Source organism: Microbulbifer sp. ABF4_143, assembly GCF_056160225.1.
Genome location: NZ_JBSWWT010000007.1, coordinates 119,700 through 133,789 on the forward strand (window position 1 = coordinate 119,700; position 14,090 = coordinate 133,789).

Here is a 14,090-nt window from a genome sequence, read left to right on the forward strand (position 1 = left end):
GGGCTCACGACAGGTCCGCCAGCCGGTAAAGGGACGCATTCAGCGGATCCGGACGCCCGAATTCCCGCGCCAGCGCGCGGGCAAAGGTCCCGGCGCGGGCGTTTACGCCCTCGCGGCAGTAGTCCTGCACCTGCTGCCAGATGGCGCGCTTGAAATCGTCGCTGGGGCCCAGGCCGCTCTCCAGGTTGTCCGCGCTGGCGCGAAAGCGCAGACCACAGGCGCGGGAGAAGATCCACTCCAGTGCCTGGGGCTTCACCTCCACCCGTTCGAACTCGGCCTGCTGCGAGGCCGAGCGCCCGTCCGGCGCATACCAGTAGCCGTAGTCCGGCAGCCTCCGGCGCTCGGCCCCGGCCACGCACCAGTGGGCGGCCTCGTGCAGGGCGCTGGCCGGGTAGTCCAGGGTGAACTCCACCCGGTGATAGCCGAGCCCTCCCCCGGCGCCCCTGCCGTTCGCCGGCCGGTAGTAGGGCTCGGCGAAGCCGCCGCGCAGACGGGTGTTGAAGCCCGCGGGGCTGGCGAAACAGCGGTCGAAGACCGCCACTATACGATCGGCCAGTGGCTCCGCGGTCGGGATTCGGGCCGGTTCGGGGCTGAAGGCAGACAAGGACTTCTCCGGGTACGACAAAGGCGGGGACTATATCAACGCCACCGCCCGGATCAAAGTCGCGGAAAGCCGCCCTCCGGCTACTGGACAGACCTAAGGCGCCAGTTGTATTTCGGCAAATCAGCATATACCTTTAGTGACAGGGACGCCGGAAAGGGGCCCCTGCCCTTTGACCGGATTCCCCCAGGGGGGGATAAGCAGTCAAATGCCCTCCTGTCCCGGTCTTCATTCAGAGATAGGGCACCCGCGGTACGCAACATCTTCTGACTGGAGACGGTATACAACCGGCCCTGCAAGGAGGTGCTCCATGACCGACCACAGTTTCACCAACGTGGTTGACCTCTTCACCGGCGAGCCGATCGAAACTTCTGCGAGCAAGCGCTTTATCCGCCTGTCGCCGGAGCTAGACGGCTTGGAAATGCTCTACTCCAACAGCTCCAGCGGCAATGATCTCTACAGCCTGAAAATTCTGTGCTGGGGCCTCAAAGCAAACGGCGAGGTCGTAGGCCTCGTTCCCTGGTTAAACTCCATCGTGGCCTGTCCGGATATCAAGGATCCTTTAGACGGACGCTTCGAGGGCTACTACGATCCCGGCATCGAGGAAATCTTCCACGAGCCCCCCATCCACAAGATCGTCGAGCTGGAGACTGCGGCGGAATACTTCGAGTATGAGAACAGCAAGGCCGAAGAGGTACTGCAGGAGATTCCGGACACCATCGGCACCCACGCGGTGTTTATGGACGAACAGCGGGAAAACCTGACCCTCACCGAAGTCGTGAGCTGGCGACTGTATGCCAGCGGCGAGATTCACGGCATGCTGATCGATCACGACATAGTGGAGACCACGCCGGTGCTGCCCGGCGACCTGTGCCTCTACCCGGCGCAGGAGTCCAGTGGCTTCCGCTATTTCTTTCAGCACCATATCGCCAACAAGATCAAATCCGAGGATCCGGAGGCGCTGGCGGCCATTGCGGCGCTGGTGACTTCTCCCTGACCACCGGTGCCCTTCCCCAAGGCGTGGGAAGGGCACTGTAACCTGTGTAGGAGCCGGGCACTTATTCGGCCTTCCTGATCCAGTAGATAAATTCGTCGTTCTCCTCGGCGTGTTGCACCAGCTCGTAGCCGAGGAACTGACAAAACTTGGGCACATCCCGCTGGGTGGACGGGTCGGTGGCGATCATCTGCAGGATTTCGCCCGGGGCGACCTTGCGCACCGCGGCGTGCAGCATCATGACGGGCTCCGGGCACAGGAGTCCGCGGGCATCGAGGGTGTGGTCTGACTTCATCGGGCCATTTTGCGCGATTTGCCCGCTGTCGTCATCTGCAACTATGCCCGGCGGGTCGGCCAATTTGCCCCCTTGATCCGGCTCCACCGCGCTAGAATCCACAGAGGTTATGGGTTTATCAAGAGTGAACGATGATTTACGTATTGATTGAGCGGGAAATCGCCCCGGATATGCAGAGCACCTACGAGGAAACGGCGCGCAAGATACTGACCCACGCCTATCGCACCGTCGGGTTTATCGAGGGGCAGACCTTTGTCGAAAAGGGCAATCCGCTGCGCCGTTTCACCCTGTCCAAGTGGCAGTCGGAACTGCACTGGCAGCACTGGTACACCAGCGAGGACCGCCGCGGGCAGATGGCCCTGCTCGCGCCGGTACTGGTGAACGAGGAGCGGATCACCATCCTGGAGACGGCGTAATCACCCCACCATAAACCGCGCCGCCGCGTCCGCCGCCGCGCGCCAATGCTGCTCCCGGGTAAAGCCGCTGGCACGGCGCGGCCTGAAATCGTGATCGCCATCTTCCAGCCACAGAAAACGGAAACTCTCCGGCAGCCCATAGCCGGCCACTTCCTCCGCGGACCCCAGCGGGTCGCGGCTGCCCTGCACAATCAGGGTCGGGCATTGGAGTTCCAGCAGGTGCTCCGTGCGCAGCTTGTCCGGCTTGCCGCGCGGGTGAAACGGATACCCCAGACACACCAGCCCCGCGACCTCGCCGCCGGCGTACTCCCCGGCCAGCAGGCTCGCCACCCTGCCACCCATGGACTTGCCGCCGATATAGAGCGGCAGCCCATCATCGGCACCTGCTGCAGCGGCTATCCGCTCTCGGAAACAGTCCAGCAGCTGCGGCATCGAATTCGGCGGGCGCCGGCCGGCGCCGCTGCGCCGCGCGGCCATATAGGGAAATTCGAACCGGATCACCTCGACACCGCGCTCACACAGACCCGAGGCGAGCGCCTGCATAAAATCGCTGTCCATCGGCGCTCCGGCACCGTGCGCGAACAGAAAGCGCGCCCTGGGCTCGGCGGGGCTGTCCAGCAGCGTCTCAGCCATTGCCCAGCCCATCCTCGGGAATATCCCGCGCCAAGACCAGGTTGACCGACTCCTCACCCGGTTCAAACCAGATCACCACCTCGCCGGACTGCAGCTGGCGGCGCAGGTTTGCCACCTTGTCCGCCAGGCTCAGCTCCCGCTCGCCGTAGTCGGTACCGTCGCGGGTGGCGTACTCCTCCAGCAGGTTTTGCAGTGTATCAGGTTCCAGTTGTTGAAAAGGAACGATCATAAAACCCCCTGACACTCAACGTAGGAGCGGCCCACGCCCGCGATCTGACTCCGGGAAATTCCCGATATCGATCGCGGCCGTGGGCCGCTCCTACGCGTAAATTAAGACTTCGGCTTGCGGAAGCGCAGCGTCATGCGATCGCTCTCGCCGATCGCCAGATATTTCTCCCGCTCCTGGTCGCCGAGACGCAGCACCGGCGGCAGGGTCCAGACACCCTTCGGGTGGTCGGCGGTGTCTTTCGGGTTGGCGTTCACTTCGCTGGATTCCTCCAGCTCGAAGCCGGCCTTCTTCGCCAGTTCGATCACATAGTCCTGAGTCACATAGCCGCTGCGAATCATATCCGCGCGGCTGGTACCCGGCTTGGCCCGGTGCTCGACGACTCCCAGTACGCCGCCCGGCTTCAGGGCCTTGTAGAAGCTGTCGAATGCCTTCTGCTCGAAACCGCCGCTCATCCAGTTGTGCACATTGCGGAAAGTCACCACCGCATCGGCACTGCCGGCGGGCGCCACCTCGCGGCCGCCCGCCGGATCGAATTCCGTCAGCACCACCTCGCCATAGGCCTCCTCATTGGCCGCGAGCTTTGCCTTGAACGCCTTCAGGGAGCGCTGGTAGTAGCCGGACTCGCTGTCCGCCGGAAAGTGGGCCGCGTAGAGTCTGCCCCTGTCTTTCAGGTAGGGGGCGAGAATCTCCGTGTACCAGCCGCCGCCGGGGGTGATTTCCACCACGGTCATATCCGGCTCGATACCGAAAAAGCCGAGCGTCTCCGCCGGGTTGCGGTACTGGTCGCGCGCGGCGTAGGCATTGGTGCGGTGATCGCCTTCGAGCACCGATTTGAGCTCGGCGGCCTGGGCAGAGCCGGCAAAGACCGCAGCACAGGCCAGTGCCGTTATCAATTTCCCAATCTGCATACTTACTCCTCTTTTTTATTACTTATTCAGTTTCGACCGAACGCTGTCGATCTTGTCCTGCAGAGACTGCTCGCGATCCGTGCGGGTTCCCAGCTTGAGGCTGGTGCTGATACGCGGCGCGCCCAGCGCGTGAATCCGCTCGTGGCAGCGCTTGACCGCCGCCATCACGTCATCCCAGTCCCCCTCGATATTGGTGCCGTAGGCGTGCATCCGGTGCTCCAGGCCCGCCTCTTCCAGCACCCGCTGGCACTCGGCGACATACTCGCCAACGGAAACCCCGACCCCGATGGGTATCACACACAAATCCGCGTGCACTTTCATCGACAGACTCCGCAAGTGACCGATCGCTGGCAACGGCTTTACGACCAGCCGATCGCGTTATCAGATACAATGCAGTGTAACCGTCCCCATTGCAGCAAAGGAATACCCCATGCAACAGCACCTCGTTATCTCCCTGATCAGCGATGACCAACCGGGCGTGGTGGAGAAGCTTTCCGCCGTCGTGGCGGAAAACGGCGGCAACTGGGAAGACAGCCGCATGGCGCATTTTGCCGGCAAGTTCGCCGGCATCCTGCGCGTCAGCGTACCCAGCGAATCCTGCCAGGGGCTCAAGAATGCGCTCGCCGCCCTGACCGGAGAGGGGTTCAAACTGGTCGTGGAGGAGGCCCTGGCCGTGGCCGCCGGGCCGCAGCAGACGGTGACGCTGAAGCTGGTGGGCAACGACCGCCCCGGTATAGTGCGCGAAATCTCCCGCGCCCTGGCCGCGCGCCGGATCAACATGGAGCAACTGGAAACCGGCTTCAGCAGCACCCCCTGGAGCGGCGAGCCGCTGTTCACCGCCGAGTGCACCATCAGCGTGGCGGAGGATATGGATCTGGACGGCCTGCGCGACGAGCTGGATGAGATCGCCGACGAACTGGGCGTCGAGATCGACTGCGAGGAGATCGCGCCCTCTGCCTAATTGTGGAATAATCCGCGCCCTCCGATGACGCCGGACGGGACCCGCGCCTAGAGGCGCCAGGCCCTGGCATCGGCGCCCATGGCCCAGGCCGGCCGCGTTTGCGCAGGTTCCATGTTCAAGATCGTCCTCTACCAACCGGAAATCGCCCCCAACACAGGCAATATCATCCGCCTCTGCGCCAACACCGGTGCCGAGCTGCATCTGATAGAGCCGCTGGGCTTTGCGATGGACGACAAGCGCCTGCGCCGCGCCGGGCTGGACTACGGCGAGTACAGCCGCGTGCTGCGCCACCGGGACTGGCAGGCCTTCGTCGACGCGGAGCGGCCGGTGCGGGTGCTGGCGCTCTCCACGAGGGGCCGCCGCAGCCACTCCGATATCGACTACCGCCCCGGAGACGCCATCGTCTTCGGCCCCGAGACCCGCGGCCTGCCGGCGGAGTTCCTCGAGCGGGTCGGCCCGGAACACACACTGCGCATCCCGATGCGCCCGGAGAGCCGCAGCATGAATCTCTCCAATGCGGCGGCAGTGGTCATTTATGAAGCCTGGCGCCAGCTGGACTTTGCCGGCGCCCTGACACAGTAGTATTCGTCCATATGCACGTATCCACGGATTCCCTCGCCCCGATAGGGCTCTTCTACGGCTCCAGCACCTGCTACACCGAAATGGCCGCGGAGAAGATCCGCGCGCGTATCGGCGCCGAGTGGATAGACCTGCACAATGTCGCCGATGGCGATATCGCCCTGGCGGAGCAGTACGACTTTCTGATTTTCGGCATCCCGACCTGGGATTACGGCGAGCTGCAGGAGGACTGGGAAAATGTCTGGGACGACCTGGCGCAGCTGAACCTGCAGGGCAAGACGGTGGCTCTCTACGGGCTCGGCGACCAGGCCGGCTACCCGCAGTGGTTCCAGGACGCCCTCGGCTATCTGCACGCGCAGCTGCTGGCCTGCGGCGCGCGCGCGGTGGGCTACTGGCCGGCGGACGGCTACGAGTTCGAGGAATCCAAGGGCCTGACCGAGGACGGCGCGCACTTCGTCGGCCTGGCGCTGGACGAGGAGAACGAATTCGAGCTCAGCGACGAGCGTATCGACCAGTGGTGCGCGCAGGTGATGCGCGAATTCGGCCTGCAGACCTGAGCCGCCCCCACCGTGAGCGACAGCAGACACCACGCGGATATCGAATGGCGCGACGACGGCCAGCCGCGCTCGCGCGCCTTCGACGACATCTACTTCTCCACCGCCTCCGGGCTCGACGAGAGCCGCTACGTCTTCCTGCAGCAGAACGACCTGCCCCGGCGCTGGGCCGCCCTCGGCGAAGGCGACACCTTCACCATCGGCGAGACCGGCTTCGGCACCGGGCTGAACTTCCTCGCCGCCTGGGCGCTGTGGCGCCAGTGCGCACCGGCGGGCGCGCGCCTGCACTTTATCTCGGTGGAGAAGTATCCGCTGCACCCCGAAGACCTGCAGCGCGCACTGGCGCTGTGGCCGCAGCTGCGACCGCTGGCGGAACAGCTGGCGGCGCAGTATCCGCCGCTGCTGGCAAGCGGCGTACACCGGCTGCACTTCGGCCCCGTCGCCCTGACCCTGGTGATCGGCGAGGCCTGCGCAGCCCTGGGCGCCCTGCGCCTCGGAGATGCGGCGTGCGATCGCCAGGTGGACGCCTGGTTTCTGGACGGCTTCGCACCGTCCAAGAACCCGGCCATGTGGACCCCGGAACTCTTCGCGCATATCGCCGCACTGAGCGGGCGGGAGGCCACCTTCGCAACCTTCACCTGCGCCGGTATCGTCAAGCGCGGCCTGAAGGAGGCCGGATTCGCGCTGGAGAAGGTGCCGGGCTTCGGGCGCAAGCGGGAGATGTTGCGCGGACGGCTGTCGCAGAGCGCGCCCGCCGAGATCGGCGCCACGCCCTGGCACCTGCCGAGGGCGCCATGGGCGCCGCGCATCCGCACAGTCGCGGTCATCGGCGCCGGCGTTTCCGGCGCAACCGCGGCCCGCGCCCTCGCCGAGCGCGGCCTGGAGGTCCACGTCTTCGAACGCGGCCCGCAGCCCGGCGCCGGCGCGTCCGGCAACGACCAGGGCATACTCTACGCCAAGCTGTCCCCCAAACCCGGCCCCAACGGCGATTTCAATCTGCACGCGCTGATGTTCGCACAGCGCTACTACCGCGAATTATGTCCCGATGCCGCGCACTTCTGCGGCCTGCTGCAGCTGGCGCAGAGCGACAGGGAAGCGCAACTGCAGCGACAGATAAACGAGCGCCTCACCCTGCAGCGGGCGGATCGGCTGGCCCGCGCGGCGGATGCCGGCGAAGCCAGCGCCATCGCCGGCCTGCCGCTGCAATTCGGCGGCCTCTATTTTCCGCAGGCCGGCTGGCTGGAGCCGCAGCGGGTCTGCGCCGCACTGTTGGATCACGGCAATATCCACCTGCACAATGCCACCGAGGTCGAGGCCCTGTCCCGGCGGGAAAACGGCTGGCTGCTGCACTGCGTTTCCGCCGGCGAGCCCGCGTCGGGCCAGTTCACCGCCGATGCGGTGGTCATCTGCACCGCCAACGGTATACGCCGTTTCCCGCAGACGGCGCCCCTGCCCCTGCGCCCGATTCGCGGCCAGGTCTCCAGCGCCGCGGCCAGCGGGCGATCGCAAAAACTCAGGACAGCCCTGTGCGGCGAGGGCTATATCACGCCACCGCACGCGGGGCGGCACAGCTTCGGCGCCACCTTCAAGCTGAAGGAAGAGCGCACCGAGATACGCGCGGAGGAGCACCGGGAAAACCTGCACACCCTGGCGGAGCTGTTGCCGGAAATCGCCGCGGATTTCTCCACACAAGCACTCTCGGGCCGCGCCGCCCTGCGCGCGGCCACGCCGGACTACCTGCCGATGGCCGGCCCGGTGCCGGACTGGGATTCACTAGACTCGACCTACGCCGAGCTGCGCAGGAACCGCAAGCGGCTGATCCCGCACCGGGCCGACTACCAGCCGGCACTCTATGTACTGGGCGGCCTCGGCTCGCGCGGTTTCACCTATGCGCCGCTGGCCGCGGAGGTGATCGCGGCGTGGATCTGTGCGGAGGCGATGCCGGTGTCGGCGGAACTGGTCAAGGCGCTGCACCCGGCGCGCTTCGCGATTCGCGATCTGGGCAAGAACCGCCAGGGAACCTCTGAATAATTCCGCGATACCTCTGGCTTGCAGAGCGGTTCACAATCAAGGCGCGGCTTCGCAGGAATATCTAGACCTTTCAAGAAGCCGCAACGCAGAGTGTGAATCGCTCTGTAAGCCCCGCAGGGCGGGGCCTGAAGGCCGCATCTGCGGCGTTGCAGCTCTTGCAAAGGGCTGGGCCATTCGCGGCGAGCTGCGCCTAACAGCTGCAGCCTTCAGGTCCCGCAGAGGCATTGCGGAATTATTCAGAGGTTCCCTAGGGATGGTTATTGGCTCTGCGCCGGCGGCGCCAGCAGGTTGCCGCTGCCGGAGCCGCAGGCCACGATGGACTTCATCGCCGCCTCCACCGTCACATGGGGCAGTATCTCCACGCAGTCCGCCGGGACGTGAAATACAAACCCGGAGGTGGGCACCGGCGCCGTGGGCACATAGACGGTGAAGTCGCCATTGGCGTGTTGCGAGGTCACTATCGCGGTGACCGACAGCGGGTTGTCGGCGCCGTGAATGCGCACCCGCGCCACCGGCCCCGACAGCACCCCGTCGCCGGTGCCGCCGCCGATAAACTGCAGCACCAGGTCCTTGATCGTGTTGTAGCCCGGCGCCAGGCGCCCGAGCCAGTGATCCACATGCCGGTGCAGCCAGCGCCCGACACTGGTCTTGACCAGCAGGCCGATCAGGAAGCAGCCGCCCAGGATCAGCGCTATCACCGCCAGCCGGGCAAGGGTATCCTTGAACTCGGTGTGCGCCTCCAGCCAGGCCACCGCCGGCGCAACCAGCTCGCTGATCTGGCCGAACAGCCACTGGAACAGCAAAATGAATATCGCGATGGGCAGCACCACCGCCAGCCCGCCGAGCAGGGTCAAGGTGACAAAAGTTTTTATTCTGGTCATAGCGTTCTTCTGATGCGGAAACTCACGATTCTACTGTTGATCCTGCTCCCCCTTGCCGCTGCCGCGGGCACCCTGCCGGTCACGCCTTTCTCGGTGCTGGAGGCGCGAAGCCGCCCCGCGGATCACTTTACCCAGGGGCTCTTCTTCGACGGCCAGCGCTGGTGGGAGAGCAGCGGCCTCTACGGGCGCTCCTGGCTGGCGGAGTATAGCGATCCCGGCGCCAATCCCCTAAGGCGCAAGTGGCTGGCTGAGAACCGTTTCGCAGAGGGGCTCACCGTGCTCGGCGACAAGCTCTACCTGCTCACCTACCGCGCCGGCGAACTGCAGGTCTACCGCGCCCGCGACCTGTCGCCGCTGGGTCTGCGCCACTACGCCGGCGAGGGCTGGGGGCTGACCAGCGACGGCGAGCGTTTGATCATGAGCGACGGCAGCGACGAGCTGACTTTCCGCGACCCGGAGACCTTCGCGATCGAGCGGCGCCTGAAGGTGCATGGCGGCGGCGAGCGGTGGACGCGGCTGAACGAGCTGGAATATGCAAACGGGCTGATCTGGGCCAATATCTGGCAGGACACGCGGATTGTCGCCATAGATCCGGCCAGCGGCGAGGTGCGCGGGCAGATCGACCTGAGTGAACTGGCCCCGGATACCCGCCACCCGGATATAGTCGCGAACGGCATCGCCTGGGACCGGGCGCGCAACGGACTCTGGGTAACGGGGAAATACTGGCCGAAACTCTACCTGATCCGGCCCCGGGGACTGGGATTCCAACAGCAATAGTAGGAGCGGCCCATGGCCGCGATCGGACTTTCGGGGCTAGCCGCGGTAGTAATCGATCACCGTCAGGACGCCGCCGCCGCGCACCAGGTCCAGCGCCGGCCCCTTGATCTCCAGGCGGAAACCGTGGCCGCGGCTCTGCAGGCTGACCCCCTCGGGGCCGCCGGCGCCGTCAAACAGCATCGACTGAGCGCCGTCCTCACTCTGCCACTGCACCCCCTCCACCTTGCGCATACCGGGCAGATCCAGCGTCAGTGTGTGCAGATCCCGCGGCAGCGGCTGCAGTTCCACCCGCGCTATACCGGAGGCGGTGGCGAGGGAGACCGCGAGCTGGTTTTCCGGCGCCGGCTGCCAGCCGAGATGGGTGTCGGCCAGGGCGGACTGAACCAGATTCCGCGGCGCACTGGTGGCACACCCGGCGAGCCCCGCCCCTATCACCAGCGGCACCAACAGCAGAGACACCGTTATCGAAGCGCGCATAGCCTTATCCTTGCCTATGTCTGTGGTGCCGCGATTATAGACCTGAGAACTCCGTCACAAAAACAAATAGGCGACATTCGTCTGCATTGTTGCCGACAGCCGCGCCGCCGGATTCGCAGCCCGGCGGCGCAGAAAACCACCGGCCTCCGCACGGATGCCCCCGCGCGGTATACTCCGCGACCATGAACTCCCCACAAGAAATCCTCGAACACGTCTTCGGCTACACCCAGTTCCGCGGCCCACAGGCGCAGGTCATTGACACCCTGATGGCCGGCCGCGACGCCCTGGTGCTGATGCCCACCGGCGGCGGCAAGTCGCTGTGCTACCAGATACCGGCGCTGGCGCGGCCCGGCTGCGGGGTGGTGATATCACCGCTGATCGCGCTGATGCAGGACCAGGTGGAAGCGCTGCAGGCGGCGGGCGTCAACGCCGCCTTTCTGAACTCCTCCCTGCCCTTCGATCAGGCCCAGGCCATTGAGGGCGCGCTGCTGCGCGGCGAACTGGACCTGCTGTACATGGCGCCCGAGCGGCTGCTGCAGCCGCGCACCCTGGACCTGCTCTCCCGGGCCCGGCTTTCGCTGTTCGCGATCGACGAGGCCCACTGCGTGTCCCAGTGGGGCCACGATTTCCGCGCCGACTACCTGCAGCTGAACTGCCTGCACGAGCAGTTCCCCGATGTGCCGCGCATCGCGCTGACCGCCACCGCCGACCAGCGCACCCGCGCCGAAATCGCCCAGCGCCTGGACCTGCAGAATGCCGAACACTTCGTCAGCAGCTTCGACAGGCCCAATATCCAGTACCGCATCGCACAGAAGGACAACCCGCGCCGCCAGCTGCTGCAGTTCCTGCGCGCCGAGCAGCGGGGCAATGCCGGCGTCATCTACTGCCTGTCGCGGGCCAAGGTGGAGAGCACCGCCGAGTGGCTCTGCCAGCAGGGCTTCAACGCCCTGCCCTACCACGCCGGCCTGCCGGCGGCGACCCGCGCCGAGCACCAGCGCCGCTTTTTGCGCGAGGAGGGCGTTATCGTCGTCGCCACCATCGCCTTCGGCATGGGGATCGACAAACCGGACGTGCGCTTCGTCGCCCACCTGGACCTGCCCAAGAGCGTCGAGGCCTACTACCAGGAGACCGGCCGCGCCGGGCGCGACGGCGAGGCCTCCACCGCACTGCTGCTGTACGGCCTGGAGGATGTGGTCAAGCTGTCGCAGATGGCGGAAATGTCCGACGGCAGCGAGGAGCACAAGCGCCAGGAGCGCGCGCGCCTGAACGCGATGCTGGGCCTGTGCGAGATCACCAGCTGCCGCCGCCAGGCGCTGCTGCGCTACTTCGGCGAGGAGCTGCCCGAGCCCTGCGGCAACTGCGACACCTGCCTGGAACCGCCGCAGACCTGGGACGGCACCCAGGCCGCGGCCAAGCTGCTGTCCTGTGTCTACCGCACCGGCCAGCGCTTCGGCGCCGCCCATGTGATCGACGTGCTGCGCGGCTCGGAGAATGAAAAGGTGCGCAAATTCGGCCACGACAAAGTCTCCACCTACGGCATAGGCAAAGACCTGTCCGCCAACGAGTGGCGCGGGGTTGTGCGCCAGCTGGTGGTGCGCGGCTATTTGGAGGTGGAGGGGGAATTCCAGAGCCTGCGCCTGACCGAGGCCTGCCGCCCGCTGCTGCGCGGCGAGGAGACCATCCAATTGCGCAAACTGCCGCCGCGGGCCAGGGCCGCCCGCGGAGAAACCGCCAGCAGCGCGCCGCCGGCGGAGATACTCCCGGCGGACGAGCCGCTGTGGGAGGCGCTGCGCGCCTGCCGCAAGCAGCTGGCGGACGAGCATGGCGTGCCGCCCTATGTGGTCTTCCACGATGCGACACTGCGCGGCATGGTCGCCGCCCGCCCGCAGACCCGCGAGGCGCTGCTGGCGGTATCCGGCGTCGGCGACAGCAAGCTGGAGCGATTCGGGGACGCCTTCCTGGCGGTATTGCGGGACTTAGAAACCGCCAATATCGATTAATATATTTAACACTCGTATCGACCGGCCATTGAGAACACAGCGGGATGCGAAGGGCCCACTGTCGCGAACACTTTGCCGGAGTGTCTGCGAGAGGGACCTCGCAGACAAGCCTACAGGGATGTATCCACGGCGTCTCCGGCGAAGTGTTCGCGACAGTGGCCCGCCCCGACAGCGGGCGCAGCTTCACAACAATAACCGAACAATCATTCAACTATTGTAAATTTTATTAAGCACCCCTAGACTCACCTCACACGACAATAAACCCGATAACAAACCCGACTTCGCACGAGGTGAACCATGGCCGAGATCGACAGCTTCGCCGGTCTGAGCAGCGACGAACTCAACGCCCACTGGATGCCGTTTACCGGCAACCGCCACTTCAAGGCCGCCCCGCGCCTGTTTGTCAGCGCCGAGGGCATGCACTACACGACCGCCGACGGCCGCTCGGTGCTGGACGGCTTCTCCGGCCTCTGGTGTTCCAACGCCGGCCACGGCCGCAAAGAGATCGCCGACGCCGTGGCCCAGCAGCTGACCAGCCTGGACTACTCCCCGGCCTTCCAGTTCGGCCACCCGCTGTCGTTCAGGCTGGCCAAGCGCCTGGCGGATATGGCCCCCGGCGACCTGAACCGCATCTTCTTCTGCGGCTCCGGCTCCGAGGCCGCGGACACCGCACTGAAAATCGCCCGCGCCTACTGGCGCGCCAAAGGGCACCCGGAAAAGATCCGCCTGGTGGGGCGCGCCCAGGGCTACCACGGGGTGAACTTCGGCGGTATCTCCGTCGGCGGCATGGTCGGCAACCGCAAGACCTTCGGCCCGGCCCTGGATGTGGATCACCTGCCCCATACGCTGCTGCCGGAAAACCGCTTCTCCCGCGGCCTGCCGGAACACGGCGGCGAGGCCATGGCCGAGCGGCTGCTGGATATCATCGAGCTGCAGGGTGCAGAGAATATCGCCGCGGTGATGGTGGAGCCCTTCGCCGGTTCCGCCGGCGTGATTCTGCCGCCCAAGGGCTACCTGAAGCGTCTGCGCGAACTGTGCGACCAGCACGATATACTGCTGATCTTCGACGAGGTGATCACCGGTTTCGGCCGCACCGGCGCCGCCTTCGCGGCCGAGGCGTTCGGCGTGCTGCCGGATATCATGACCACCGCCAAGGGCATCACCAACGGCGCCATTCCGCTGGGCGCGGTCTTCGCCCGCGAGGGTATCTACGATGCGTTTATGCAGGGCCCGGAGCATCTCCCGGAGCTGGCCCACGGCTACACCTACTCCGCCCACCCGGTGGCCTGCGCCGCGGCCATGGCGACGCTGGATATCTACGAGCGGGAAAAACTGTTCGAGCGCGTCAAAGAACTGGCACCCAAGTTCGAGCAGGAACTGCACAGCCTGAAGGGCGCCCCCCACGTGATCGATATCCGCAACTACGGCCTGGCCGGCGCGATTCAATTGCAGCCGCGCGACGGCGAACCGAGCAAGCGCGCGATGGAAGTGGTGCTGGAGGCCTACCGGCGCGGTGTACTGCTGCGCTGGACCGGAGATACTATCGCCATCGCGCCGCCGTTTATTGTCGAGCCGGCGCAGATCGAGCAGATAGCGCAGACGCTGAAAGAGATTCTGGGAACTATCCAGTAACCGCCCTGTAGGAGCCCGCTTGCAGGCGAAGGCCCCCGGTGGATGTTCGCCTGCGAGCAGGCTCCTACAAAGAGCACAACGAATTCAATTCAATAATCGGGGCAACCCCCAGCAGAAAATAG

Annotated in this window: 17 protein-coding genes; 9 read left to right on the forward strand and 8 right to left on the reverse strand. The window is 65.6% G+C overall.

Annotated features, from left to right (window positions below):
* Positions 1-4: 4 nt before the first annotated feature.
* Positions 5-604: an elongation factor P hydroxylase gene (locus ACXAF3_RS07570; RefSeq protein WP_475111685.1), complete on the reverse strand. Its 600-nt coding sequence runs from the start codon at positions 602-604 to the stop codon at positions 5-7.
* A gap of 307 nt (positions 605-911) precedes the next feature.
* On the opposite strand from ACXAF3_RS07570, the gene ACXAF3_RS07575 reads away from it, so the two are divergent.
* Complete coding sequence (locus ACXAF3_RS07575) at positions 912-1,598, forward strand: hypothetical protein (RefSeq protein ID WP_475111686.1); 687 nt, start codon at positions 912-914, stop codon at positions 1,596-1,598.
* Between the two features lie 61 nt (positions 1,599-1,659).
* On the opposite strand, the gene tusA is transcribed toward ACXAF3_RS07575, so the two are convergent.
* The gene (gene tusA, locus ACXAF3_RS07580; RefSeq protein ID WP_475111687.1) at positions 1,660-1,890 is read right to left on the reverse strand and encodes a sulfurtransferase TusA; all 231 of its coding nucleotides are present in this window, start codon (positions 1,888-1,890) and stop codon (positions 1,660-1,662) included.
* 131 nt (positions 1,891-2,021) lie between these two features.
* Between tusA and ACXAF3_RS07585 the strand changes: the two genes are divergently transcribed.
* Positions 2,022-2,306, forward strand: coding sequence for an antibiotic biosynthesis monooxygenase family protein (locus ACXAF3_RS07585; protein WP_475111688.1), 285 nt, complete (start codon positions 2,022-2,024; stop codon positions 2,304-2,306).
* Here ACXAF3_RS07585 and ACXAF3_RS07590 read toward each other — a convergent pair whose 3' ends face one another.
* From ACXAF3_RS07590 to ACXAF3_RS07605, 4 genes are all read right to left on the reverse strand, one after another.
* Positions 2,307-2,939, reverse strand: a complete 633-nt coding sequence (locus tag ACXAF3_RS07590) for an alpha/beta family hydrolase (protein ID WP_475111689.1) — start codon at positions 2,937-2,939, stop codon at positions 2,307-2,309.
* Complete coding sequence (locus ACXAF3_RS07595) at positions 2,932-3,168, reverse strand: YheU family protein (protein WP_475111690.1); 237 nt, start codon at positions 3,166-3,168, stop codon at positions 2,932-2,934. The genes ACXAF3_RS07590 and ACXAF3_RS07595 overlap by 8 nt, the downstream gene beginning before the upstream one ends.
* A gap of 101 nt (positions 3,169-3,269) precedes the next feature.
* On the reverse strand, positions 3,270-4,076 hold the full coding sequence (locus tag ACXAF3_RS07600; RefSeq protein ID WP_475111691.1) for a class I SAM-dependent methyltransferase: 807 nt from the start codon (positions 4,074-4,076) through the stop codon (positions 3,270-3,272).
* Positions 4,077-4,094: 18 nt separating this feature from the next.
* On the reverse strand, positions 4,095-4,397 hold the full coding sequence (locus ACXAF3_RS07605; protein WP_475111692.1) for an MTH1187 family thiamine-binding protein: 303 nt from the start codon (positions 4,395-4,397) through the stop codon (positions 4,095-4,097).
* Between the two features lie 109 nt (positions 4,398-4,506).
* On the opposite strand from ACXAF3_RS07605, the gene ACXAF3_RS07610 reads away from it, so the two are divergent.
* The 4 genes from ACXAF3_RS07610 (at position 4,507) to mnmC (ending at position 8,201) form a co-directional block, all read left to right on the forward strand.
* Positions 4,507-5,037, forward strand: coding sequence for a glycine cleavage system transcriptional repressor (locus tag ACXAF3_RS07610; protein ID WP_475111693.1), 531 nt, complete (start codon positions 4,507-4,509; stop codon positions 5,035-5,037).
* Between the two features lie 111 nt (positions 5,038-5,148).
* Positions 5,149-5,619 (forward strand): tRNA (uridine(34)/cytosine(34)/5-carboxymethylaminomethyluridine(34)-2'-O)-methyltransferase TrmL, encoded by a 471-nt coding sequence (trmL, locus tag ACXAF3_RS07615; protein WP_475111694.1) that lies wholly within the window; start codon positions 5,149-5,151, stop codon positions 5,617-5,619.
* An 11-nt stretch (positions 5,620-5,630) separates the two neighbouring features.
* On the forward strand, positions 5,631-6,173 hold the full coding sequence (fldB, locus tag ACXAF3_RS07620) for a flavodoxin FldB (protein WP_475111695.1): 543 nt from the start codon (positions 5,631-5,633) through the stop codon (positions 6,171-6,173).
* A 12-nt stretch (positions 6,174-6,185) separates the two neighbouring features.
* A complete protein-coding gene (gene mnmC / locus ACXAF3_RS07625) occupies positions 6,186-8,201 on the forward strand; it encodes a bifunctional tRNA (5-methylaminomethyl-2-thiouridine)(34)-methyltransferase MnmC2/FAD-dependent 5-carboxymethylaminomethyl-2-thiouridine(34) oxidoreductase MnmC1 (protein WP_475111696.1) in 2,016 nt (671 codons plus the stop codon).
* 257 nt (positions 8,202-8,458) lie between these two features.
* Here mnmC and ACXAF3_RS07630 read toward each other — a convergent pair whose 3' ends face one another.
* The gene (locus ACXAF3_RS07630; protein ID WP_475111697.1) at positions 8,459-9,082 is read right to left on the reverse strand and encodes a DUF502 domain-containing protein; all 624 of its coding nucleotides are present in this window, start codon (positions 9,080-9,082) and stop codon (positions 8,459-8,461) included.
* A gap of 12 nt (positions 9,083-9,094) precedes the next feature.
* On the opposite strand from ACXAF3_RS07630, the gene ACXAF3_RS07635 reads away from it, so the two are divergent.
* Positions 9,095-9,859, forward strand: coding sequence for a glutaminyl-peptide cyclotransferase (locus ACXAF3_RS07635; protein ID WP_475111698.1), 765 nt, complete (start codon positions 9,095-9,097; stop codon positions 9,857-9,859).
* A gap of 36 nt (positions 9,860-9,895) precedes the next feature.
* Here ACXAF3_RS07635 and ACXAF3_RS07640 read toward each other — a convergent pair whose 3' ends face one another.
* Positions 9,896-10,336, reverse strand: coding sequence for a hypothetical protein (locus ACXAF3_RS07640; RefSeq protein WP_475111699.1), 441 nt, complete (start codon positions 10,334-10,336; stop codon positions 9,896-9,898).
* A 182-nt stretch (positions 10,337-10,518) separates the two neighbouring features.
* On the opposite strand from ACXAF3_RS07640, the gene recQ reads away from it, so the two are divergent.
* Positions 10,519-12,336: a DNA helicase RecQ gene (recQ, locus tag ACXAF3_RS07645; protein ID WP_475111700.1), complete on the forward strand. Its 1,818-nt coding sequence runs from the start codon at positions 10,519-10,521 to the stop codon at positions 12,334-12,336.
* A gap of 297 nt (positions 12,337-12,633) precedes the next feature.
* Positions 12,634-13,968 (forward strand): omega-aminotransferase AptA, encoded by a 1,335-nt coding sequence (aptA, locus tag ACXAF3_RS07650; protein WP_475111701.1) that lies wholly within the window; start codon positions 12,634-12,636, stop codon positions 13,966-13,968.
* Positions 13,969-14,090: the final 122 nt, after the last annotated feature.

Coding starts and splice junctions, on each gene's coding strand:
- ACXAF3_RS07585 (WP_475111688.1), top strand. CDS start 2,022: ATGATTTACGTATTGATTGAGCGGGAAATCGCCCCGGATATGCAGAGC.
- ACXAF3_RS07600 (WP_475111691.1), bottom strand. CDS start 4,076: ATGCAGATTGGGAAATTGATAACGGCACTGGCCTGTGCTGCGGTCTTT.
- ACXAF3_RS07575 (WP_475111686.1), top strand. CDS start 912: ATGACCGACCACAGTTTCACCAACGTGGTTGACCTCTTCACCGGCGAG.
- ACXAF3_RS07635 (WP_475111698.1), top strand. CDS start 9,095: ATGCGGAAACTCACGATTCTACTGTTGATCCTGCTCCCCCTTGCCGCT.
- fldB (WP_475111695.1), top strand. CDS start 5,631: ATGCACGTATCCACGGATTCCCTCGCCCCGATAGGGCTCTTCTACGGC.
- ACXAF3_RS07640 (WP_475111699.1), bottom strand. CDS start 10,336: ATGCGCGCTTCGATAACGGTGTCTCTGCTGTTGGTGCCGCTGGTGATA.
- aptA (WP_475111701.1), top strand. CDS start 12,634: ATGGCCGAGATCGACAGCTTCGCCGGTCTGAGCAGCGACGAACTCAAC.
- ACXAF3_RS07595 (WP_475111690.1), bottom strand. CDS start 3,168: ATGATCGTTCCTTTTCAACAACTGGAACCTGATACACTGCAAAACCTG.
- ACXAF3_RS07605 (WP_475111692.1), bottom strand. CDS start 4,397: ATGAAAGTGCACGCGGATTTGTGTGTGATACCCATCGGGGTCGGGGTT.
- ACXAF3_RS07610 (WP_475111693.1), top strand. CDS start 4,507: ATGCAACAGCACCTCGTTATCTCCCTGATCAGCGATGACCAACCGGGC.
- tusA (WP_475111687.1), bottom strand. CDS start 1,890: ATGAAGTCAGACCACACCCTCGATGCCCGCGGACTCCTGTGCCCGGAG.
- recQ (WP_475111700.1), top strand. CDS start 10,519: ATGAACTCCCCACAAGAAATCCTCGAACACGTCTTCGGCTACACCCAG.
- trmL (WP_475111694.1), top strand. CDS start 5,149: ATGTTCAAGATCGTCCTCTACCAACCGGAAATCGCCCCCAACACAGGC.
- ACXAF3_RS07630 (WP_475111697.1), bottom strand. CDS start 9,082: ATGACCAGAATAAAAACTTTTGTCACCTTGACCCTGCTCGGCGGGCTG.
- ACXAF3_RS07590 (WP_475111689.1), bottom strand. CDS start 2,939: ATGGCTGAGACGCTGCTGGACAGCCCCGCCGAGCCCAGGGCGCGCTTT.